Below are 22,154 nucleotides of genomic sequence, written 5' to 3'. Positions count from 1 at the left end.
CTTAAATTCCACTGATCTACGGAGGAACAGGGACACGCTTGTGAACGCGTTCACATTCACAAGCATTATGTCGTACCGGTTCCGAGCAATGACAGGGGGTCCCCCTTACTGACGGGAACCTCACACGAAGGGCCCCCGGACACCCCGTCCGGACACGGAGAAGGGGCCGGGGACAACGGCCCCGGCCCCTTCTCCCACCGTCACCGGCAGCGCTTACAGCTCCTTGCGGAACGCCTCCGCCGCCTGCAGGAAGATGTCGTTGGCCTCGGTCTCCCCGACCGTGACCCGAACCCCTTCGCCCGCGAACGGCCGTACGACCACGCCGGCCTTCTCGCACGCCGCCGCGAAGTCGAGCGTCCGCTCCCCGAGCCGCAGCCATACGAAGTTCGCCTGCGTCTCGGGCACCGTCCAGCCCTGCCCCCGCAGCGCCTCGACCACCCGCGTCCGCTCGCCGACCAGGGCGCCGACGCGGCCCATCAGCTCGTCCTCGGCCCGCAGCGAGGCCACCGCCGCGTCCTGCGCGAGCTGGCTCACGCCGAAGGGCACGGCTGTCTTGCGCAGCGCGGCAGCCACCGGCTCATGGGCGATCGCGAAGCCGACGCGCAGGCCCGCGAGCCCGTACGCCTTGGAGAACGTACGCAGCACGGCGACGTTCGGACGGTCGCGGTAGAGCTCGACGCCGTCGGGCACCTCGGTGTCACGGATGAACTCGCGGTAGGCCTCGTCGAGCACCACCAGGACATCGCTCGGCACCCGGTCCAGGAACCGCTCGAGCTCGGCCCTGCGCACCACCGTGCCGGTCGGGTTGTTCGGGTTGCAGACGAAGATCAGCCGCGTCCGGTCGGTGATGGCGTCGGCCATCGCGTCCAGGTCGTGCACGTCCCCCGGCGTCAGCTGCACCTTCACCGATGTGGCGCCGCTCACCTGCGTGATGATCGGGTACGCCTCGAAGGACCGCCAGGCGTAGATGACCTCGTCGCCGGGACCGGACGTGGCCTGCAGCAGCTGCTGGGCGACGCCGACGGAGCCGGTGCCCGTCGCCACGTGCGAGACCGGCACCCCGAAGCGGTCGGCGAGCTCGCTCATCAGGCCGGTACACGCCATGTCCGGGTAGCGGTTGAACGTGCCCGCGGCGGCGAGCGTGCTCTCCATGACACCCGGCAGGGGCGGATACGGGTTCTCGTTCGAGGACAGCTTGTAGGCCGCCGGGCCATCGGCGGCGGCAGGCTTCCCCGGCTTATAGGTGGGGATACCCTCCAGCTCGGCACGCAGCCTCGGGCTCGTCTCGCTCACCGCAGTCCTCCTCTTGAACATCCGAAACACCTGAAACATCTGGAACGCCTGAAACGCGTGAAGTATCCGTAACGCGTGAAACGCCTGAACACCTGACGTCAATACTCCTCACCTTATGAGGATTCAGCGCTGCTGCGAATGGGTCAGAGGCAACGGCTCCCACAGGCGCGCACGGAGGGGGGAGCGCTCCGCGTCTCAGCACGCGCCGGTGGCTCACGCCGTAGCGCGCATCACCCGTGAAGGTGAGTTGAGACCTCTTCGAAACAACGCTCCATTGGCAGGCCCGTGCGCGACGACACGGGGGCGTCTACCCCGAAACCCGGCAACTCCCTTGCAATCCAAGGTCGTTGACCCGATTTCGCCATGCAGAAACGTACCTGTCAACGAGTGAATATGCGTCCGCACTACCCACCCCCATGAGCCCTACTATCGGCCTGCCATGACAGCAGCAGGGAACCACCAGGTGAGCCGAGCGGAGACCGCCCGCCGGGGCAACCGGCAGAGCCGAGCGGGCATCAGAGACGTCGCCGCCGCCGCCGGTGTCTCCATCACGACTGTCTCCGACGCACTCAACGGCAAGGGCCGGCTCCCGGACGCCACCCGACGCCACGTCCGCGAGGTCGCCGAACGGCTGGGCTATCGCCCTTCCGCGGCGGCCCGAACGCTCCGTACCGGCAAGTCGGGCCTCATCGGCCTGACCGTGACGACGTACGGGGATGAACCTTTCACCTTCACCGAATTCGCGTACTTCGCGGAGATGGCCAGAGCCGCGACCTCGGCCGCGCTGGCCCGCGGCTACGCCCTTGTCATCCTTCCCGCCACCTCCCGGCGCAGCCCCGTCGACGTGTGGTCGAACGTAGCGCTCGACGGCACCGTCGTCGTCGATCCGTCCGACCACGACCCCGTCGTCAGCGAGCTCGTGCGCCAGGGCCTTCCCGTGGTGTCCGACGGCCGTCCGGCCGGGTCTCTGCCGGTCACCGCCTGGGTCGACAACGACCACGAGGCGGCGGTCCTGGAGATCCTCGACCACCTCGCGGCGGCCGGAGCCCGCCGCATCGGACTGCTCACCGGGACCACCACGGACACGTACACCCATCTGTCCACGACCGCCTACCTGCGCTGGTGCGAGCGCGTCGGCCAGGACCCCGTCTACGAGTCCTACCCCGCCCACGACCCGTGCGCCGGCGCCGTAGCGGCCGACCGGCTGCTCGCCAGACCCGACCGCCCCGACGCCGTATACGGCCTCTTCGACCCCAACGGCACCGACCTGCTCGCCGCCGCCCGCCGCTACGGCCTGCGCGTCCCGGACGACCTGCTGCTCGTGTGCTGCAGCGAGTCCACCGTCTACGCCACCACCGAACCGCCCATCACCACGCTCTCGCTCAAACCGCGCCGCATCGGCACGGCCGTCGTCCAGCTGCTCATCGACGCCATCGAAGGGCTGGATTCGGGCCGTCCCGTCGAGCAGGTGATACCGACGGAGCTGATCGTGCGCACCTCGTCCGAGCGACGTCCGCCGCGTACGACGGTCAGCCCACCCCGCTCGCCCGGACCGGGTTGAGCGGTCCGTTCGGCGGGGAGAACCCCCGTCAACCGGGCAGTGCCCGGCACTGCCCGGTCGTGACCCGGGGGGAAACCCCTACCCAATTCGGGAGAAAACCTCGGTGAACAGGGGTTCAGCACTGATTCACCACCCCTGGTGCACCACACAGCGCGAGCCGCATTCCTATGATGGGCGGACGACACCGCGGGCCGCTGCGACCAGGCAGTCCGATCTCGGTGTAGATGCGGCGTAATGGTGGTGGAGGGGTCGATGACTCAGGGGGCCGGTCAGGGACCCGATGTGCGGACGGCGACGTTGCGCGACTTCCGCGTTCCGGCGTACGTCCATGAGGCCGGGCCGGTCCAGGGGGACCCGGCGGGCGTGGCGGCTCCGGGCGCCCCCGTGGAGGTCGCCGGAGTGCCGGACGAGGGCTACACCCCGACCCAGCGCGACCTGCCGATCATCAATCGCGGGGACACCGTGCAAGTGGAGGTGCAGCCCATGCCGGAGCCTCCGCAGGCGCCGACCGACGAACACGGTCCGCTGTTCGTCGTGGGCGATGTGCACGGCTATCTGGACGAGCTGCTCGCGGCGCTCCACGAGCAGAACCTCATCGACGGCGACGGCGACTGGTCCGCGGGCAACGCACGCCTGTGGTTCCTCGGCGACTTCACCGACCGCGGCCCGGACGGCATCGGCGTCATCGACCTCGTGATGCGCCTGTCCGCGCAGGCGGCCGCCGCGGGCGGCTACTGCAAGGCCCTGATGGGCAACCACGAGCTGCTCCTTCTCGGCGCGAAGCGGTTCGGCGACACCCCGGTCAACTCGGGCGCGGGCACGGCCACCTTCCAGGCAGCCTGGCTCCTGAACGGCGGCCAGAAGACCGACATGGAGCGTCTGGAGGACCACCACCTGCAGTGGATGGCGCGCCTCGACGCGATCGAGTCGGAGGACGGGCATCTCCTGATGCACTCCGACACGACCGCCTATCTGGATTACGGCGACTCGATCGAGGCCGTGAACGACACGGTCCGCGAGACCCTCACCCGCAACGACGCCGACGAGTGCTGGGACCTCTTCAGGAAGTTCACCAAGCGCTTCGCCTTCCGCGACGAGTCGGGCCCCGGTGCCGTACGCGAACTCCTCGACATGTACGGCGGCCACCGCATCGTGCATGGCCACAGCCCCATCCCGTATCTGCTCGGCGATGTCGGCTCGGAGGATGACTCCGACGGCGGCGGTCCCGTAATCGAGGGCCCGCACATCTACGCAGGCGGACTGGCCATCGCCATGGACGGCGGCGTGACCATGGCCGGAAAACTGCTGGTCTGCCAACTGCCCCTGGATAACTGAGCGTTCGCTGGGCAGGCGCTCCTCTACACGATCACGCGGGCCAGGGGGCCCAATTCTGGAAACCCCCTGTCACCGCGTGCCGTCACGGCTCTACCATCGGCTTATCCGTAGCAGGCTCCCCTCCGTTTCTGCCCGACGGCTCGCAGCCATGCGAGCTCCCAAGCCCTACGGAGCATCGGGGGATGCACATGAACAGCGCTCCACAACTGCTCAATGAGGACCGCCCCGAGTACGAGCGGATCCTCGATGAGGCGCTGCGCACCGCACCGAACCGTCCTGATCTAGCCGCACTGGGCGAGCGGCTCAATCCGGAGCAGCTGCGCACCATGGCGCTGAACGCCACTGCGCTGATCACTGCCGCCGCAACGACCGAGTACACGCACTACGTGAAGGTCCGCGAAGAACTGCGCGAAGGCGGATCTGCCGCATCACCGATCCGTGAGCGGAGCACCGAGGGCACGGCGGAAGCCGGTTCCGGCGGGCTCGGCATCGCCACGACGATGGGGGAGGTCACCGTTCAGGCTTCGGGGGCCGGAGCCGTCGCCGTCGTCGCGGTGCTCGCGCCCCTTCTCGCCGGGGCGGCCGCCGCGATCTTCCTGCTCGTCGGCTACATCCTGAAGATGCTCACCCCCGAGCCCGCCTTCGCGGACACCCTGCTCACCGCGGGATGGCTGTTCGGCGCGCTCACCGCGGGCGGCATCCTGGTCGCCGCGGTCGGTCTGCTCCTGACCGCGCTGCGCAATGGCTCCACCTCGCTCCAGGCCGGTTCGTACGGCGATCAGAACGAGGAGGTGGTCCGCGCCAGGGAAGCCTGGGGCAAGGCACTCCTGGAGCGCGGCGTCCTGCCGTTCCTGCGGGAGGCGCTCGCGGATCCGGGAGCGGCTCACGCGGCCCGCACACCGGCCGGGGATCCGCACAGCCGGATGCCTCACCTCGGCTATCACAGGCCGGGGTTCAGCAGCCCGGGCGGCGGGCAGACGACGGGAGCGCGCCCGAGCTACTCGAGCCCGGACTTCTCGAGCCCGGACTTCGGCGGTCCCGAACACAAGCCGGAGTAGTACCGAAGTGGTACGCGACGCGGCTTCGGGCGGGCGGCGATGACCGTCCGCCCGAAGCGCCGTGCCGTAACGCATTGCCATAACGCGGTGCCGTACGCCGCTCAGTCGGCGATCGGCAGGTACACGCGGTTTCCGGCTGCCGCGAACTCCTTGGACTTCTGGTCCATGCCCGCCGCGATCTCCTCCTGCGTGCCGCCGTGCTCACGCCGGATGTCGTGCGAGATCTTCATGCTGCAGAACTTCGGCCCGCACATCGAGCAGAAGTGCGCCGTCTTCGCGGGCTCCGCCGGCAGCGTCTCGTCATGGAACTCCCGTGCCGTGACCGGGTCGAGGGCCAGGTTGAACTGGTCCTCCCAGCGGAATTCGAAGCGCGCGTCCGAGAGCGCGTCGTCCCAGTCCTGCGCGCCCGGATGCCCCTTGGCGAGATCCGCCGCGTGGGCAGCGATCTTGTACGTGATGACGCCGGTCTTCACGTCGTCGCGGTTGGGCAGGCCCAGGTGCTCCTTGGGCGTGACGTAGCAGAGCATGGCCGTGCCCCACCAGCCGATCATCGCGGCGCCGATGCCGGAGGTGATGTGGTCGTACGCGGGCGCGATGTCGGTGGTCAGCGGGCCGAGCGTGTAGAACGGCGCCTCCTCGCAGATCTCCTGCTGAAGGTCGATGTTCTCCTTGATCTTGTGCATCGGGACGTGGCCCGGGCCCTCGATCATCGTCTGTACATTGTGACGCTTGGCGATCGTGTTGAGTTCCCCGAGAGTGCGCAACTCGGCGAACTGCGCCTCGTCGTTGGCGTCCGCGATCGAACCGGGGCGCAGGCCGTCGCCGAGCGAGTACGTCACGTCGTACGACGCGAGGATCTCGCAGAGCTCCTCGAAGTTCTCGTAGAGGAAGCTCTCCTTGTGGTGCGCGAGGCACCATGCGGCCATGATCGAGCCGCCGCGCGAGACGATGCCCGTCTTGCGGTTGGCGGTGAGCGGGACGTACGGAAGGCGCACGCCCGCGTGCACCGTCATGTAGTCCACGCCCTGCTCGGCCTGCTCGATGACCGTGTCCTTGTAGATCTCCCAGGTCAGCGCCTCGGCCTGGCCGTCGACCTTCTCCAGGGCCTGGTAGAGCGGCACGGTGCCGATGGGGACGGGGGAGTTGCGCAGGACCCACTCGCGGGTGGTGTGGATGTTGCGCCCGGTGGAGAGGTCCATGACCGTGTCGGCGCCCCACTTGGTCGCCCAGGTCATCTTGTCCACCTCCTCCTCGATGGAGGAGGTCACCGCGGAGTTCCCGATGTTGGCGTTCACCTTCACCAGGAACTTCTTGCCGATGATCATCGGCTCGATCTCCGGGTGGTTGACGTTGGCGGGGATGACCGCGCGGCCCGCGGCGACCTCCGCGCGCACGACCTCGGGATCGAGGTTCTCGCGGATCCCGATGAACTCCATCTCGGGTGTGATCTCGCCGCGGCGGGCGTACGCGAGCTGCGTCACCGCCTGGCCTCCGCGGCCCCTGCGCGGCTGGCGCGGGCGGCCGGGGAAGACCGCGTCGAGGTTCTTCAGGCCGCCGCGCGGCGAGGTGTGCTTGATGCCGTCGTCCTCGGGGCGGGGCGGACGGCCCGTGTACTCCTCGGTGTCGCCGCGGGCGATGATCCAGTTTTCGCGGAGGGGTGCCAGGCCCCTGCGGACGTCGGTGTCGATGGACTCGTCGGTGTACGGACCCGAAGTGTCGTACAGGGTCACGGCCTTGCCGTTGGTGAGGTGCACCTGCCGGACCGGCACCCGCAGATCGGGGCGCGAGCCCTCGACATACGCCTTGTGCCATCCGATGGACTTCCCGACCTCGATGCTCTGGTTCTGCGTCGAGGCAGGCGTGCGTGCGTCCGATGTGGTCATGAGACCTACTCCCTACGCCGGCATTACCCGGTAACAGGTTCGGCGGTCGACGCAGCGGATTCCGTACGGATCGTGCACTTTTCGTGCCGCTTCGTACGGAGTTCAGCGCCCTCTCAGCCCGGTGCTCCGAGCTCCCGCGTTTGCAAAGGTGGCTCCACGCTAGCGTCATATCGGGCGCGCTGAACAGAGGGCCCTCTCCGTTCTTGCGATGATCGGGCAGTGACCACCACAGAGCCGCCGTCCCAGCCGCCCGTCCCGAACACGCCTCCGGACCCGCATGGGCACTCCCACAGCCACGGTCCGGCGGCGCCCGTCTCCAAGCATCTGCGCAAGGTCATCGCGGCCGTGCTGATTCCTTTCGCCACGGCGGTCGTCGTGGGGCTCGCGGTGTTCTGGCCGGGTGGCGCACCGGACCATGAGCGCACCGGAGTCGGCTTCGACCGCCAGACCCAGTCGGCCGACGTGACGAAGGTGCAGGAGCTCCCCTGCAAGGACGTCAACGCCTCCCAGACGCCGCCCAACGGCGACACCTCCACCGCGGAGGGGCAGTCCGCGGAATCCCGCTCGAAGGGCGTCTGCAAGAAGGCGACGATCGAGGTGACGAGCGGCAAGGACACGGGCCGCACGTTCACCGAGATCGTCCAGCCCGACTCACCGCGGCAGTTGCGCCAGGGACAGGAGGTGGTGGTCGCCTACGAACCCACGGCTCCCGAGGAACTGCAGTACTCGGTCACCGACGTGAACCGGAAGTTCCCCATGGCGCTGCTCGCCGGGATCTTCGCGCTCGCCGTCGTCGTGGTGGGACGGATGCGCGGCGTCATGGCCCTGGTCGCCCTGGCTTTGAGCTTCCTGGTCCTCACGTTCTTCATCCTGCCCGCGATCCTCCAGGGCTCGAACCCGCTGGTCGTGGCGGTGATCGGGGCCAGCGCCATCATGCTGATCGCGCTCTATCTGTGCCACGGCCTCACGGCCCGTACGTCGGTCGCCGTACTCGGCACCCTGATCTCCCTGCTCCTCATCGGGCTGCTCGGCTCGCTCTTCATCGGCTGGGCGTCCCTGAGCGGCAACACGGACGACAACACCGGCCTGATCCACGGCCTGTACCCGTCCATCGACATGAGCGGTCTGCTGCTCGCGGGGGTCATCATCGGCTCGCTCGGCGTGCTCGACGACGTGACGGTGACCCAGACGTCCGCCGTCTGGGAACTGCACCAGGCCAACCCCACGATGGGCTGGCGCCGGCTGTACGGCGCGGCCATCCGCATCGGCCGCGATCACATCGCCTCGGTCGTCAACACCCTCGTCCTGGCCTACGCGGGCGCGGCGCTGCCCCTCCTGCTGCTCTTCTCGATCGCGCAGAGCAGCGTGGGCACGGTGGCCAACAGCGAGCTGGTGGCCGAGGAGATCGTGCGCACGCTGGTCGGTTCGATCGGCCTGGTCGCTTCGGTGCCGGTCACGACCGCGCTCGCGGCCCTGGTGGTCTCCGCGGACCGGACGGGAAGCGGCGCGGGTCGGTCGGAAGGCGGCGCGATCCGGGCAGGAAGCGGTGCGGGTCGACCGGGAAGCGGTGCGGGTCGACCGGGAAGCGGTGCGGGTCGGCCGGGAAGCGGCGCGGGCCGGACGGGAAACGGCGCCGCCCCTGCTCCCAAGCAGACCCGTGGCGGAAAGGGCCGGCGTCGCAAGGCCTGAGCCCCCGATGCCACAAAATGCCCCAATCTGCCGTACGGCTTCACCCGGCTCCCGGCGTCAACCCGCGCTCTGCTCCTCGGCGAGGATCCGGTCCAGCGCTTCGTCCAGATGCGTCTCGAAGTCCGCGAGCGCCCGCTCCTGCCCGAGCGGCACCAACTTGTCCGTACGGTCCAGGAAGGCGAGCAGCGGCGGGATCCCCACCCGGAACAGCGCCTGGTCCGCACCGACCTGAAGCCTGATGTGCACCTCGTCGAGCAGTTCGGGATCGGTGGGCGCGATGTGCACATCCCCCTCACCGCACGCCTCGCCCATCCCGTCGACCAGCAGCTCACGGCCGAAGGCCCAGGTCACGGGTGCGTCGCCGGGGAGGTGGAAGGTGAACCGGACGGCGTACGGATCGCCGGCCTCGTAACGCAGCTCCACCGGGATGCGAAACGACAACTCCTCTGAGACGAGGAAGCTCATCATGACCTCTGCCTGGACCGACTCTCGCATCGCCCGCCTACCCCGTCGCTGAAGCTCGACTGGCCAGGAACCAACTCCCTGACACTCTTGGCATCTTGCTTAACGTACACATCAGATCACAAGGAGTGAGTTTTCAGATGCTGATAGAGAAAGCCAGTGTCCCCAACAACTTGCCGATCTCGTCTTGCAGGCGCTCGGCTGCGGGCAGTAGTCGATCTTCCTGATAGGAGGGAACGGAGATCGCCATGGTCGCCGCAGTGTTACCCGCTGTGATCGGAATCGCCGCGCAGACCGTCCCCAACGCGTACTCCTGCCGCTCCATCACCGGCCTCATCCGGCCCATCGCGCCCAGGCGGCGCAGGAAACTTCTGTTGTCACGGACCGAGTACGGAGTGATCGACTGCACCGGGTAACGGGAGAGGTGGTCCTGCCGCTGCTCGTCGTCGAGTTGGGCGAGCAGACACTGCCCGATCGCATGGGCGTGTCCCGTCTCGCGGAAGTCGGCCCATTCCTCCACGGCCGGATTCCCGGGCGTGTCCGCGACGCCCACCACCTCGATCTCGCCCTCGCGGTAGAGAGCGAAGTACACCGGCACCCCGATGACGTCACGCCAGTGCTCCAGGGCCTCCACGATCATGCCGCGACGATTCTGCTGCGCCCCGCTCGCGCTCAGCCGCTCGGCTGCCTCGCCGAGCACGAACACGCCCTTGTCCCGGCTCAGATAGCCCTCGTGCGTCAGCGTGCGCAGCAGGTGATACGCCGTGGGGAGCGCCAGCCCGGCCTCCCGCGCCAACTGTTTGGCGGGTGCCCCCTCCTGGTGCTCGGACGCGGCCTCGAGGAGCCGCATCGCCCGCTGTACGGAGCCAATGAGAGTGGGCGGGCCGGAGGTTGAGACCGCGACCGCCGACGACGCCCCGTACGGGGTGTCGTTGGGTGGGGTGCCGCTTGCAGGGGCGGTGCCTGTGGAGTCGGCGGAGTCGGCGGTGTCTGCGGAGGCGGCGATGCCGGCGGGTGTGGCGTCAACCGTGGCCAAGGTTCACTCCCGAAGCGCGTGGGGGTTCCGCCCGTGCCCGGGTATACACGGGTGGGAGCGCAGAGCGCCCGTGCGGGGGCTCACCCCGCTCCGGTTTCCGGACTCTAACCGTTGGTCACCGGCCTAAGGCGCCGCACCTGGAAACTTCCCCCACCCGAGCGAACCGTTCCGGGCAATCACCAATCGCTGCGGGAAGAGGTGGAGCCGGATATGAACTTCCGTACGACGTAGATGAGTCCACCCACCAGGGCGACGAAAAGCAGCGCCTTGAACAACAGGCCGACCACGAATCCCACGACGGTCGCTATCAGACCGCCGAACACGACCAGGGCGATGACCGGCACCGCGATCCACTTCACCCACCACGGCAATCCCGAGAAGATTTCCTGCGCTGCCATCGTCCTTACCTCTCTCCCACACCTGTCCTGCTTCTTGTATTCGATGCTAGGGCGGCGAAGAGCCCTGTGGGGGCTTCGCGTCCCTTGTCCTCCCCTGATCCTCCCCCTAGGGAACCCCGAGGTCGCAGCCCCGATAAGTCAGCCCTCAGGAGGGGAGCAGGGCTTCGAAAGGGGGTCAGCCCTCAGGCGGTGAGAAGACGACGAGCACCCGCAGGTCCTCGCTGATGTGGTGGAACTTGTGGGCCACCCCGGCCGGCACGTAGACGACACTGCCGCGGGCGACCTGGGTGGTCTCCATGCCGACCGTGATCGACGCCCGGCCGCTGACGACCATGTAGACCTCGTCCTGCTGGTGGGGCTGCTGCGGATCGGTGTCCCCGGCATCGAGCGCGTACAGCCCGACCGACATGTTCCGCTCGCGCAGAAACTGCAGATACGCGCCGTCGTTCGCGGCGCGCTCCGTCTCCAGTTCATCCAGCCGGAATGCCTTCATCGTCCTCGTACGCCCCTTGCCCCACCTAGCGGGCCGACCGCTCTGGTCGTCCGTCTGCAACGATCAGACACATGAAGAATTTCGTAGTCAAGACGATCGCCAACGCGGCGGCCCTGGCCGTCGCCGTGTGGCTCCTCGACAAGATCACTCTGACCGGCGACAGCACCGGCGGGAAGACGCTCACGCTGATCGTCGTCGCGCTGCTCTTCGGTCTGGTGAACTTCCTGGTCAAGCCGGTCGTGAAGGTCCTCACCTTCCCGCTGTTCATTCTGACCCTCGGCCTGATCACGCTCGTGGTCAACGCCCTGATGCTGCTGCTGACCTCATGGCTCGCCGACAAGTTCGACGTGAGCTTCCACGTCGAGGGGTTCTGGACCGCCGTCCTCGGCGGCCTGATCATCTCGATCGTGTCCTGGGCGATGAACGTCGTCCTGCCCGACGACAAGGACTGAGCCCGCCCCATGGCCTTCTCCGTGAGCTTCGTCTGCACCGGCAACATCTGCCGGTCCCCCATGGCCGAGTCCGTCTTCCGCGCACGGGTGGACGGGGCCGGACTCGGCGAAATCGTCCGGGTGGAGAGTGCGGGCACCGACGGCTGGCACGAGGGGGACGGCGCCGACCCGCGCACCGTCTCCGTCCTGACGGCGGCCGACTATGAGAGCGATCACGTGGCGCGCCAATTCCAGGCCTCCTGGTTCTCTCGGCTCGATCTGGTGATCGCCCTGGACTCCGGCCATCTGCGGGCCCTGCGGCGCCTCGCGCCCACCGCGGCCGACGCGGACAAGGTACGGCTGCTCCGCTCGTACGACCCCGTGGCCGTGGGCCTGGGGGACCTGGACGTGCCCGACCCGTATTACGGGGACGACGACGGCTTCGAGGCGTGCCTGAGAATGGTGGAGGCGGCGAGCGACGGTCTGCTCGACGCCGTACGTGAAGCAAGTGAGAGGCGGGCGGCATGACGGACTCCGCAGCGATAGCCGCAGGTACCGGAGCAGGGACGGGCGCGGGCACGGGTACGGGCGCCGGGCTGGGCGACGGCACGAAAGCGGTGCGGGCCGGCCTTCCCGAGCCGGTGAAGCACGAGCCGACCCTGCCGGGCCCGGTGTTCGCCGCGCACTTCCACCTGCCGGGCGACCCCACGGGCCCGTACACCTACGGACGGGACGACAACCCGACCTGGACGCTTCTCGAACAGGCGATCGGCGAGCTTGAGGCGCCGACCGGGACGCCGGGCGGGACGCCGGGCAGTGCATCCGGCGAGGAGGCTGGCGGAGCCGCCGCGGCGGACGTCGAGACCCTGGTCTTCGCCTCCGGGATGGCCGCCATCTCGGCGGTGCTCTTCTCGCAGCTGCGCGCCGGTGACGCGGTGGTCCTGCCGGACGACGGCTATCAGGCGCTGCCCCTGGTCAGGGAGCAGCTCACCGCGTACGGCATCGAGGTGCGCACCGCCCCCACCGGCAACGACGCCCAGCTCGACGTCCTGGACGGCGCCAAGCTGCTCTGGATCGAGACGCCGTCGAACCCGGGCCTCGACGTGTGCGACGTACGGCGCCTCGCCGACGCGGCACACGCACGCGGTGCCCTGGTGGCGGTCGACAACACCCTGGCGACCCCGCTCGGCCAGCGCCCCCTCGAACTCGGCGCGGACTTCTCCGTGGCCAGCGGCACCAAGATGCTCACCGGTCACGGCGACATCCTCCTGGGGTACGTCGCCTGCCGCAATGCGGAGTTGACCGCTTCCGTGCGGCGCTGGCGCAAGATCGTCGGTGCCATTCCGGGGCCGATGGAGGCCTGGCTGGCGCATCGCTCGCTCGCCACGCTCCAGCTCCGCGCCGAGCGGCAGAACGCCAACGCCCTGGCCGTGGCCGAGGCGCTGCGCGGCCGCGGCGAGGTGACCGGGCTCCGCTACCCCGGGCTTCCGGATGACCCCTCGTACAAGATCGCCTCGCAGCAGATGCGGCGCTTCGGGTGTGTGGTCTCCTTCACGCTGCCCTCGCGCGAGCGTGCCGACCGCTTCCTCGACGCACTGCGTCTGGTGGACGACGCTACGAGCTTCGGCGGCGTGCGTTCCACCGCCGAGCGGCGTGGCCGCTGGGGCGGGGACGCCGTCGCGGAGGGCTTCATCCGCCTCTCCGCCGGGTCGGAGGACCCCGCTGACCTGGTCGCGGACGTGCTGCGCGCGCTGGACGAGTCGGCGGGCTGACGCACCCGTCCGCTCCCGGCGGTACGGAAGCGCGTACAGCACGGCTAGTACCCGGCTACGTACAACGAACGGTCCGAGCCTCCCCCCTCGTGGCTCGGACCGTTCCGGTTCTGCGCGCGAAGAACCGCGCGAACAAGGCTAGTTGACTCTGTGTCAGTGTCCAATCACAGTAGCGACAGAGACCTATCGACATATTTATAGTTGGGCGCGGCCCTCTGAGGGCCGGGATGGGAGACACCGTCGTGGATCTGGCCCTGCTGCGCACGTTCGTGACCGTGCACCGGGCCGGTTCCTTCACCCGTGCGGCCGCCCTGCTCGGCCTGTCCCAGCCCGCCGTCACCTCGCAGATACGCACCCTTGAGAGGCAGTTGGGCCGCCCCCTGTTCCTGCGCCAGGCGCGCGGCGTGACACCCACGACCATCGGGGACGAACTCGCCCACAAGGCTGCGCCACATCTCGACGCCCTGGTGGAGATCGCCGAAACGGAGCTCGAAGAGGACTCCTCGGTCCGCACCCTCCATCTCGCTGGGCCTCCGGAGTTCACCGCGGCCCGCGCGTTACCCGCTCTCACCACCCTGACCGGGCAGGACGGCCAGGGTCTCGCGCTGCGTGCCACGTTCGGCAACGCGGAGGAGGTCCTCGAAGGGCTCTCCGCCGGGCACCACGATCTGGCCATCACCGCAGCCCGGCCGCGCGGCGCGCTGCTCACCGCGACCCCTCTCTGCGACGAGGAGCACGTCCTGGTCGCGGACCCGCACTGGGCCGCCCGTATCGGCCCCGGCAAACTGCGCCGCAAGGGCGCTTCCGCGCTGGAGAACCTGCCGGTGGTGGAGGTCCACGAGTCGCTGCCGCTGGTCTCCCGTTACTGGGCCGCCGTCTTCGACACCCGTCCGGCCGCATCGGGCGCCGTCATCGTGCCGGACCTGCGGGCGGTGCTCGCCTGCGTCGCCAACGGCGCGGGGCTCGCCGTGCTGCCGCGCTATCTCTGCGCGGACGCTCTCAAGAGTGGCGAGGTCATGGCCCTGCTGGACCCGGCGGTGCCCCCGCTGCGCACGTACTTCCTTGCCGTGCGCACCGGCACACTCGCGATGCCGCATATCGCGCGGGCGCACGAGTGGCTGCTGCGCGCTGCCGTCGACTGGGCTTGAGCGAGACTCCGACTGGTTCACGATGTTTCACGTGGAACAGTCCGGGCCACATTTCTCCCATGACCGTTCGCCCCGTGGTCAAGCGCACCGCACGCGCCGTCCTGCTCGATGGAAACGACCTGATCCTGATCAAGCGGACCAAGCCCGGCGTCGATCCCTACTGGCTCACCCCTGGTGGCGGCGTGGAGCCGGAGGACGCGACCGTTGTCGACGCGCTCCATCGTGAACTGCACGAGGAACTCGGCGCCAAGATCTCCGACGTAGTGCCCTGCTTCGTGGACACCGTCGAGCACATCGGCGAGGACAGCAGCACGACCGGCGTCAAGGTGCAGCACTTCTTCGTCTGCCGCCTGGAGTCCATGGACGTCTCGCAGCGGCACGGCCCCGAGATCGAGGAGCCATGCGGCGAGTACGAGATCGTCTACGTGCCCTTCACCAGAGTCGGGATCGCCGCGGTCCATCTGGTCCCGCTGTCGCTGCGGCACTATCTGGACGGCAACATCGAGGGCGTACGCGCGATGCACGCGCCTGACCTGGGCTGATCTGTCACCTGAGCTGGGCTGATCTGTTTTCAGGGCGGTTCGGGGCTGTTCTGATCCCGGCTGTGCCTCACTCTGCCGTCGCCATCAGTTCCTCCACGGAGTCGTGGCGGATCCGGCCGACCGGGATACCCACGTCCCGCAGGGCGTCCACGCCGCTGCGGATCATGCCGGGCGGGCCCGAGAGATAGGCGTCGTACTCGTTCCAGGGGCCGTACTCGCGCACGGCCTCCGGGAACTGGGCGTGGTCGTCGACGACCGGGCGGACCGACAGCCACGGGTGGGTCTGCTGGAGCCGCATCATCGTGTCGATGTCGTACAGGTCATGGTCGGTACGGGCGCCGTAGAACACCTCGACAGGCCGCCGTTGGCCGTGCTCGGCGACATCCTCGACGAGCGCCTTGATGGGGGCGATCCCCGTCCCGCCGCCCAGGCAGAGCAGGCCGCTGTCGGTGGTGTGGTCGACGGTCATCGAGCCGGCGGGCGCGCCGAGCCGCAGGACGTCGCCCGGCCGTGCGTGATGCACCAGAGCGTTGGAGACCCAGCCCGCCGGGACAGCCTTCACGTGGAAGGAGAGCAGCCCGTCGGAGCGCGGCGCCGACGCGAACGAGTAGTGCCGCCAGATCCGCGGCCACCAAGGCGTCTCCAGGCTCGTGTACTGGCCCGCCAGAAAGGGGTAGGGCTGGTCGGGCCGGACCGTGACGACAGCGATGTCAGGCGTTCTGAGGTCGTGGGAGACAACCTCGGCGAGCCACCAGGCGGGGGCGCGCAGTTCATCCGCGGCAGCCGCGTCGATCATGATCTGGGAGATCTTCGTGTACGTCCGCACCCAGGCGGCCTCGGTCTCCTCGTCCCAGACCGCGCTCGCGTAGCGGCTGAGCGAGCCGATCAGACACTCGCCGACGGCCGGGTAGTGCTCGGACTGCGTGCCGTACTTGCGGTGGCCGCGGCCGAGGTTCTGCAGGTACTCGGCGAGGACGTCGGAGTGGTCGATGAGTTCGGCCGCGGTCAGCAGTGCCTTGAGCAGCCGGTCGCGCTGGGTATCCATCGCGGCGGGGAACAGAGGGCGCAGCTCGGGGTGGCGGGTGAAGAGCAGCGCGTAGAAGTACGAGGTCACCTTGTCGGCGACCGGGCCTATCTCGGCCATCGTGCGCTGGACGCGGATCGCGTCGGGGGAACCCTTGGGGGAGGGCTGCGGTGCGGGCCGCGACTGCTGCGCATAGGGGCCGGACTGCGGTGCGTCCGGCGCGAAGGTCGGTTCTGGCGCGGAGGTCGGTTCTGGCGCGAAGGTCGGTTCTGGCGCCTGCCGGGCCGCCGGTATTCGTTCCTCGGCCGTGTGATCGGGCGCGGGAGCGTTCTCGTCAGCGGCGGGGGCGGTCCTGCCCAGCGGGCGTATGGCGGACACCCGGCGTCCCTCGGACGTCTCGGGCTCACCGCCCTCGGGTCGTGTCGGCTCGCCGCCCTCAGACGGCTTCGGCGCCTTGCGTGGGGTGAACCAGCCGCCTCCACCGCCGCTGTCGCCGGAAGTGCCGTTGCCCGCCGACGTGGTGGTCGGAGCGTCCATGCTGTGCCTCGCCTCGAACATCTCTCAGTCGGTCCATGCACTTCCCTGTAGGAAGCCGCTTACTTTCCCCGCTCCGCCTCGGCAGCCAATGTGGCCACATTGAACCTCGAATTACCGGACCCTACGGACAAGTAGGTGGCAAATGTGACATTGCCCGCAGTCGGCCTCATCGCAGCCTCTCATCCCTCACCGTCACGCCGGTCGCATAACGGAAAGTTCAGGTCTTCGATCTCTTCGCCCGGTTAGGCTGCGTTGTCCTCCGCCCGTGCCCCCCTGGGGTGCTGTGGGAGCACCCGGCTCGAACCGGACTCGACCATACCGGCAGCCGTCCGACACACAAGTCCTGCCGCGCTTCAGCGGGAATTCAGCGGCCAAGACCCGCCAATTACCCCAACTCCCCATCGGCTCGCACCAATTCATACGCCTTACGCAGATCGCGACCGACATAAGAGTGGGTGGCGAGCCCGACCAGCCGCTGATCCGCATTGACGGCGACCGAAACCGGCACGGCTCCGAACAGATCCAGATCCGAGAGCGAGTCACCATAAGCGACGCAATCGGACCGCCCGACCCCGAACTCTTCACACAGACGTTCCGCGATCTTCACCTTGGCCGCGGCGTTGAGTATGCCCGTCGGGTTCACCGGCTCGGTGAACGGCACGGAGGGGAACCGCGACCCGTACGCGGCATGCGCACCCCAGCCGAGCAGCCGCTCCACGAAGAACGACGGCGACAGCGAGATCACCGCGCAGTAGTCCCCACCCTCCCGGATCTCGGCCCAGGTCTCCCGGATCCCCGTCAGCCACGGAGCCCCCTCGAAGGCCGCAGTGACCTGCGTGTCCGTGAGATCCGCCCACAGCGCGTGCACGCGGACCGCATACTGCGGCGAATCGATCCGCCCCGCCACGAAATCGCGTTCCAGCTCCGCGATCTCCGCTTCCAGGCCGAGCTGTCGCGATATCTCCACGGGGGCCGCTGTACGGTGCAGCAGCGTTCCGTCCAGGTCGAACAGGTGAAGGCGTGCCATGTACGCCGAGGCTAGTACCCGCGGTTACTCCCGCTGTCAGACGCCCTCGGCCGCCGCTCCCGGCACCGTGTTTCACGTGAAACTACGCCGCCCCGCTCGCCGGGCCACCCTCGTCGTCCATGTCACCGCCGCCGCAGGCTGGCTCGGGCTTACGCTCGGGCTGCTCGCACTCGCCGTGGCGGCCATCACCACAGGATCCGCCGCGACCACAGAGGCCGCCGCCCGCTCCATGAAACTGTTCGCGGACTGGCTGGTGCTCCCGCTCGCCCTGCTCACACTGCTGAGCGGCCTGCTGCTGTCCCTCGGAACTCCCTGGGGACTCGCCAGGCATCGCTGGGTCTATGTGAAGTTCTGGCTGACTCTGGCCACCACCGCAGCCTCGGCCTTCGCCCTGCGACCGGGCCTCAACGACACGGTGGCCGCCGTGTCCGCGGGCTCCCCCGTGGCGGACCCGACCGGCCTGATCGCCGGCCCCGTCGTCTCCCTGAGCGCCTATCTCTTCATGACGGTCATCTCGGTGCTCAAGCCTTGGGGCCTCACCCGCCGCGGCCGGAAGCAACGTGACCAAAAGATGAGTGCCTCTACCCACAAACCGGTGGACGCCAAGGTCATGCGTCAGACAGCCTGAGCAGAGTGTCGACACCTACCCTCTCCACACTGCCCATCCGCCGGCTGACCCTCCGTGATCTGACCGCCTGCGCCGACCTGTCGCAGGATCGCGGCTGGCCACGCGAGGACCATAAATGGGGGCTGCTGCTCTCGGCCGGCACGGGCTACGGCATCGACGACCCCGACGGCAATGGCCTCATCGCCGCCTGCGTGGTGACCGACTACGGACCACAGGAGCGCCCCGGCCTCGGAGCCATCGGCATGGTTCTTGTCGCCGAGCGGCACGCCCGCAAGGGCCTGGGCCGTCGCCTGATGCAGTACATCGTCGAAGGCGCGGGCTCCACCCCGCTCACCCTCCATGCCACGCCGAACGGCCGCCCTCTGTACGAGCAGCTGGGATTCAAGAACACCGGCCGTGCCGAAATGGTCCGCGGCAGATTCACCCCCGGCGGGCCCCTGCCGGATGTCGCCACCCGTCCGGCGACCGCGGAGGACCTGTCGGCGATCGTGCGTCTCGACAACGAGGTCTTCGGCCTCGACCGCACGCATGTACTCACCCGGCTTCGCGCCTTCGTCGACCAGCTGAGGGTCGCGGAGACGAACGGCACGATCACCGGCTATGCGGGCGCCTGGCCGAACATGGAGACCCATGTCATCGGCCCTCTGATCGCCCGGGACACCGAGACGGCGAAGGCCCTGATCGCCTCGCTCGCCGCGGGTTCGGACCGACCGCTGCGCACCGATATCGACGTACGCCATGAAGAGCTGCTCGCCTGGGTGAAGGAGCGCGGCCTGGAGCCGATCGCCTTCAACGCCGTGATGACGTACGGCATCCCCGAGCTGCCCGGCGACTGGACCCGTCGGTTCGCCCCACTGACGGTCGCGGCAGGCTGACCGCACACAGAGGCCCGCCCCCAAGCGCCGGATGGTTCCGGTACTTGGGGGCGGGCCTTCGTCGTGTGCGCGCGGGGTGGCGTACTAGGCGAGTGCCTCCACGGCCGCGGTGGCGAAGCCGTGGTCCTGCTCGGGCGCTCCGCCGCCGACGCCGATGGCGCCGATCAGACGGCCGTCGCGGTGCACCGGGACGCCGCCCGCGATGAAGAGCAGCGGGCGGTCGAGGGCGGTGGGCAGGGTGTGGAAGGGCCCGTCGGGCTTGACCAGGTCGACGAGGTCGGCGGTCGGGGCGTTGAGCTGCAGCGCCGTGTACGCCTTGCGGGTGCTGGTCTCGCCGGAGATCAGTACGGCCCGGTCGTCGCGCCGGAAGGCGAGCAGGTGGCCGCCCGCGTCGAGAACGGTGACGCTGACCGTGACGTCGGCAGCCTCGGCCGCGCGGCGGGCCGCGGTGACGAGCGCCTCGGCGTCCTGGATGGTCAGCGGGGCAACGGCGGGGGTGGTGGTGCTCATGGGGGTGCTCCTTGTGCGGTGGTGCCTTGGCCGGCCGTGCTGGTGGCCGGTGGTTCGGAAGGGGGTCAGTGGTGGACGGGCTGCGCCTGCTCGACGGGGGCAGCGCCCGTGACGACCAGGCTGGGAGCGGCCGTGCGGCGCTCCAGGGTGGCCGAGACGACGGCCAGGACGAGCGCGGAGCCCGCGAGGACCGCGCCCACCCAGTTCGGGGCGGTGTAGCCGAGACCTGCGGAGATCACGAGGCCGCCGAGCCAGGCCGAGAGCGCGTTGCCGAGGTTGAAGGCGCCGATGTTCATGGCAGAGGCGAGCGTGGGCGCGCCGGAGGCCTGGTCGAGCACCCGCTTCTGCAGCGGGGGCACGGTGGCGAAGCCCAGGGCGCCGATCAGCGCGATGGTCACCGCTGCCGCGATCTTGTTGTGCGCGGTCAGGGTGAAGAGAGCGAGCACGACGGCCAGCGCGCTCAGCGAGATGTAGAGCAGCGGCATCAGCGCGCGGTCCGCGAACTTTCCGCCGACCAGGTTGCCCGCGACCATGCCGATGCCGAAGAGCACGAGCAGCCAGGTCACGGAGGAGTCCGCGTAGCCCGCGACGTCCGTCATCATCGGCGCGAGGTAGGTGACGGCCGCGAAGACACCGCCGAAGCCGAGGATCGTCATCGCCATGGCGAGCAGCACCTGCACGTTGCGGAACGCGGCGAGCTCATGGCGCAGCCGTACGCCCTGCGGCTTGGGCAGGTCGGGCACGAGCTTCGCGATACCGGCCAGGCCGATGACGCCGAGCCCCGCGACGATCGCGAAGGTCGTGCGCCAGCCGAGGGACTGTCCGACGAGCGTTCCGAGCGGCACACCGACCACGTTGGCCACGGTCAGGCCGGTGAACATCATGGCGATGGCTCCGGCCTTCTTCTCCGGAGCGACCAGTTCGGCCGCGACGACCGAGCCGATGCCGAAGAAGGCGCCGTGGGCGAGCGAGGCAACGACACGGCCGGCCAGCATGACGCCGAAGACCGGGGCCACGGCGGAGAGCAGGTTGCCCGCGATGAACAGGCCCATCAGCAGCATCAGCATCCGCTTGCGGGAGATGCGCGTGCCGAGAACCGTCATCAGGGGAGCGCCGAGTACGACGCCGAGTGCGTAGCCGGTCACCAGGAGACCGGCCGTGGGGATGGAGACGCCGAAGTCACCCGCGACCTCAGGGAGGAGTCCCATGATCACGAACTCTGTGGTCCCGATTCCGAAGGCCCCGATCGCGAGGGCCAGTAGCGCGAGAGGCATGGTTCTACCTTCCAAGACGATTGCAGGTGCGCTTAGCTTGCGTCCACAATAGTTGCACACGCGGGTTACTTGCAACCGCTGGATATTGCACCGGTGGACTATCCTGGTCGTCAGTAGCTCCCGGACGGAGGAACAAGAGCCATGACAGCGACGGACCCCGCACTGACCGCCCTTGCGCAGGGCTGGTGCGCGCTCTCCTTGCTCCACGGGAAGATCGAGACCCACATCGAGCGCGCCTTGCAGGCCGAGCACGGCCTGAGCGTGCGCGAGTACTCCCTGCTCGATGTGCTCAGCCGCCAGCACGACGGGGAAGGCGGCCATCTGCAGATGAAGCAGGTCGCCGACGCCGTCGTACTCAGCCAGAGCGCCACCACGCGCCTGGTCACCCGGCTCGAGGACCGCGGGCTGCTCTCCCGCTACCTGTGCCCCACCGACCGCCGCGGCATCTACACGGACGTCAGCGAGTCGGGCGCCGCACTCCTCGCCGAGGCGCGTCCCACGAACGACGCCGCGCTGCGCGAGGCGCTGGACGAAGCAGCGCTGAACCCGGAGCTCACGCCGCTGGTCAGGGCAGTGGAAGCGGTGCGCGTACCGGCGTAGGAAGCCTGTGGCCGCCTGCAGTCTCCTGCCCGGAAGGCAGGCCGCTGCATAGGCTGCTCCTCATGGGAGATCTTGAGATACGCCCGGCGATCGCCGACGACGTCCCCGCCATCGTGGAGATGCTCGCCGACGATCCCCTGGGCAGCACGCGCGAGTCGCCGGACGACCTCACCCCGTACCTCACCGCGTACGAGCGCCTTGCCGGGGACCCGAACCAGCACCTGGTCGTCGCCGTGCGCGAGGGACGCGTCGTCGGCACGCTCCAGCTCACGATCGTTCCGGGCCTGTCCCGGAAAGGCGCGACGCGGTCGATCATCGAAGGCGTGCGCGTCCACGCCGACGAACGCGGCAGCGGCCTCGGCACCCGTTTCATCGAGTGGGCCGTCGACGAGTCCCGGCGCCAGAACTGCCAGTTGGTGCAGCTGACCTCCGACGCATCCCGCACCGACGCCCACCGCTTCTACGAGCGACTCGGGTTCACGGCCTCGCATGTGGGCTTCAAGTTGCAGCTCTGAGGCTGCCGTTTACAGGTCGTACGTACTGGTGGGGGCGTCGTGTTTCACGTGAATAAAAAAGCC

At 68.9% G+C, this 22,154-nt stretch carries 23 protein-coding genes and 1 riboswitch; of the genes, 13 read left to right on the top strand and 10 right to left on the bottom strand.

Going from position 1 to position 22,154, the window contains the following annotated elements:
• Positions 1-213 precede the first annotated feature (213 nt).
• Positions 214-1,293, bottom strand: coding sequence for a histidinol-phosphate transaminase (hisC, locus tag ABZ906_RS23595; protein WP_361385586.1), 1,080 nt, complete (start codon positions 1,291-1,293; stop codon positions 214-216).
• Between the two features lie 439 nt (positions 1,294-1,732).
• Here hisC and ABZ906_RS23590 point away from each other — a divergent pair, with 439 nt between their 5' ends.
• The 3 genes from ABZ906_RS23590 to ABZ906_RS23580 all read left to right on the top strand — a co-directional run bounded on the left by ABZ906_RS23590 (position 1,733) and on the right by ABZ906_RS23580 (position 5,247).
• Positions 1,733-2,854, top strand: coding sequence for a LacI family DNA-binding transcriptional regulator (locus ABZ906_RS23590; RefSeq protein ID WP_190082941.1), 1,122 nt, complete (start codon positions 1,733-1,735; stop codon positions 2,852-2,854).
• A 252-nt stretch (positions 2,855-3,106) separates the two neighbouring features.
• The gene (locus ABZ906_RS23585) at positions 3,107-4,189 is read left to right on the top strand and encodes a metallophosphoesterase (protein WP_361385583.1); all 1,083 of its coding nucleotides are present in this window, start codon (positions 3,107-3,109) and stop codon (positions 4,187-4,189) included.
• 182 nt (positions 4,190-4,371) lie between these two features.
• Complete coding sequence (locus ABZ906_RS23580) at positions 4,372-5,247, top strand: hypothetical protein (protein ID WP_361385580.1); 876 nt, start codon at positions 4,372-4,374, stop codon at positions 5,245-5,247.
• A gap of 101 nt (positions 5,248-5,348) precedes the next feature.
• Here ABZ906_RS23580 and thiC read toward each other — a convergent pair whose 3' ends face one another.
• Positions 5,349-7,130: a phosphomethylpyrimidine synthase ThiC gene (thiC, locus tag ABZ906_RS23575; RefSeq protein WP_361385577.1), complete on the bottom strand. Its 1,782-nt coding sequence runs from the start codon at positions 7,128-7,130 to the stop codon at positions 5,349-5,351.
• Positions 7,123-7,278, bottom strand: a riboswitch (TPP riboswitch). It overlaps the preceding gene by 8 nt.
• 71 nt (positions 7,279-7,349) lie before the next feature.
• On the opposite strand from thiC, the gene ABZ906_RS23570 reads away from it, so the two are divergent.
• Positions 7,350-8,819, top strand: a complete 1,470-nt coding sequence (locus ABZ906_RS23570) for a YibE/F family protein (RefSeq protein ID WP_361385574.1) — start codon at positions 7,350-7,352, stop codon at positions 8,817-8,819.
• Between the two features lie 57 nt (positions 8,820-8,876).
• Here the strand turns inward: ABZ906_RS23570 and ABZ906_RS23565 are convergent, their stop codons facing one another.
• From ABZ906_RS23565 to ABZ906_RS23550, 4 genes are all read right to left on the bottom strand, one after another.
• Complete coding sequence (locus ABZ906_RS23565; RefSeq protein ID WP_361193706.1) at positions 8,877-9,314, bottom strand: SsgA family sporulation/cell division regulator; 438 nt, start codon at positions 9,312-9,314, stop codon at positions 8,877-8,879.
• Between the two features lie 103 nt (positions 9,315-9,417).
• Positions 9,418-10,131 (bottom strand): IclR family transcriptional regulator C-terminal domain-containing protein, encoded by a 714-nt coding sequence (locus ABZ906_RS23560; protein ID WP_361193709.1) that lies wholly within the window; start codon positions 10,129-10,131, stop codon positions 9,418-9,420.
• Positions 10,132-10,493: 362 nt separating this feature from the next.
• Entirely contained in the window at positions 10,494-10,715 is a 222-nt protein-coding gene (locus ABZ906_RS23555; RefSeq protein WP_190082947.1) for a DUF5326 family protein, read from the bottom strand.
• Between the two features lie 175 nt (positions 10,716-10,890).
• Complete coding sequence (locus ABZ906_RS23550) at positions 10,891-11,208, bottom strand: cupin domain-containing protein (protein ID WP_361193712.1); 318 nt, start codon at positions 11,206-11,208, stop codon at positions 10,891-10,893.
• 71 nt (positions 11,209-11,279) lie between these two features.
• Here ABZ906_RS23550 and ABZ906_RS23545 point away from each other — a divergent pair, with 71 nt between their 5' ends.
• From ABZ906_RS23545 to ABZ906_RS23525, 5 genes are all read left to right on the top strand, one after another.
• The gene (locus ABZ906_RS23545) at positions 11,280-11,660 is read left to right on the top strand and encodes a phage holin family protein (protein ID WP_361193714.1); all 381 of its coding nucleotides are present in this window, start codon (positions 11,280-11,282) and stop codon (positions 11,658-11,660) included.
• Between the two features lie 9 nt (positions 11,661-11,669).
• Positions 11,670-12,167, top strand: coding sequence for a low molecular weight protein-tyrosine-phosphatase (locus tag ABZ906_RS23540; protein ID WP_361385571.1), 498 nt, complete (start codon positions 11,670-11,672; stop codon positions 12,165-12,167).
• Positions 12,164-13,411 carry a cystathionine gamma-lyase gene (locus ABZ906_RS23535; protein ID WP_361385568.1) on the top strand — a complete coding sequence of 416 codons (1,248 nt, stop codon included), beginning with the start codon at positions 12,164-12,166 and terminating at the stop codon, positions 13,409-13,411. The genes ABZ906_RS23540 and ABZ906_RS23535 overlap by 4 nt, the downstream gene beginning before the upstream one ends.
• A gap of 242 nt (positions 13,412-13,653) precedes the next feature.
• Positions 13,654-14,559: a LysR family transcriptional regulator gene (locus tag ABZ906_RS23530; RefSeq protein ID WP_361385873.1), complete on the top strand. Its 906-nt coding sequence runs from the start codon at positions 13,654-13,656 to the stop codon at positions 14,557-14,559.
• Positions 14,560-14,618: 59 nt separating this feature from the next.
• Positions 14,619-15,101 carry an NUDIX hydrolase gene (locus ABZ906_RS23525; RefSeq protein ID WP_361193722.1) on the top strand — a complete coding sequence of 161 codons (483 nt, stop codon included), beginning with the start codon at positions 14,619-14,621 and terminating at the stop codon, positions 15,099-15,101.
• A gap of 67 nt (positions 15,102-15,168) precedes the next feature.
• On the opposite strand, the gene ABZ906_RS23520 is transcribed toward ABZ906_RS23525, so the two are convergent.
• On the bottom strand, positions 15,169-16,662 hold the full coding sequence (locus tag ABZ906_RS23520) for a globin domain-containing protein (protein ID WP_361385565.1): 1,494 nt from the start codon (positions 16,660-16,662) through the stop codon (positions 15,169-15,171).
• A gap of 385 nt (positions 16,663-17,047) precedes the next feature.
• Complete coding sequence (locus tag ABZ906_RS23515; protein WP_361385562.1) at positions 17,048-17,689, bottom strand: HAD-IB family phosphatase; 642 nt, start codon at positions 17,687-17,689, stop codon at positions 17,048-17,050.
• 76 nt (positions 17,690-17,765) lie between these two features.
• Between ABZ906_RS23515 and ABZ906_RS23510 the strand changes: the two genes are divergently transcribed.
• Both ABZ906_RS23510 and ABZ906_RS23505 read left to right on the top strand, forming a co-directional pair.
• Entirely contained in the window at positions 17,766-18,317 is a 552-nt protein-coding gene (locus tag ABZ906_RS23510; protein ID WP_361385559.1) for a DUF2269 domain-containing protein, read from the top strand.
• Positions 18,318-18,322: 5 nt separating this feature from the next.
• On the top strand, positions 18,323-19,192 hold the full coding sequence (locus tag ABZ906_RS23505; protein ID WP_361385556.1) for a GNAT family N-acetyltransferase: 870 nt from the start codon (positions 18,323-18,325) through the stop codon (positions 19,190-19,192).
• Between the two features lie 84 nt (positions 19,193-19,276).
• On the opposite strand, the gene ABZ906_RS23500 is transcribed toward ABZ906_RS23505, so the two are convergent.
• Both ABZ906_RS23500 and ABZ906_RS23495 read right to left on the bottom strand, forming a co-directional pair.
• A complete protein-coding gene (locus tag ABZ906_RS23500; protein WP_361193735.1) occupies positions 19,277-19,702 on the bottom strand; it encodes a heme-binding protein in 426 nt (141 codons plus the stop codon).
• Positions 19,703-19,767: 65 nt separating this feature from the next.
• A complete protein-coding gene (locus tag ABZ906_RS23495) occupies positions 19,768-20,976 on the bottom strand; it encodes an MFS transporter (RefSeq protein ID WP_361385553.1) in 1,209 nt (402 codons plus the stop codon).
• Positions 20,977-21,117: 141 nt separating this feature from the next.
• On the opposite strand from ABZ906_RS23495, the gene ABZ906_RS23490 reads away from it, so the two are divergent.
• Both ABZ906_RS23490 and ABZ906_RS23485 read left to right on the top strand, forming a co-directional pair.
• The gene (locus tag ABZ906_RS23490; protein ID WP_361385550.1) at positions 21,118-21,576 is read left to right on the top strand and encodes a MarR family transcriptional regulator; all 459 of its coding nucleotides are present in this window, start codon (positions 21,118-21,120) and stop codon (positions 21,574-21,576) included.
• Positions 21,577-21,638: 62 nt separating this feature from the next.
• Positions 21,639-22,091, top strand: coding sequence for a GNAT family N-acetyltransferase (locus ABZ906_RS23485; protein WP_361385547.1), 453 nt, complete (start codon positions 21,639-21,641; stop codon positions 22,089-22,091).
• Positions 22,092-22,154: the final 63 nt, after the last annotated feature.

The sequence above is a fragment of the Streptomyces sp. NPDC046925 genome (genome assembly GCF_040644915.1).
Lineage (GTDB): Bacteria > Actinomycetota > Actinomycetes > Streptomycetales > Streptomycetaceae > Streptomyces.
The sequence above is the reverse complement of the archived record's forward strand: the minus strand, read 5'-3'. Positions and strand labels throughout refer to the sequence as shown.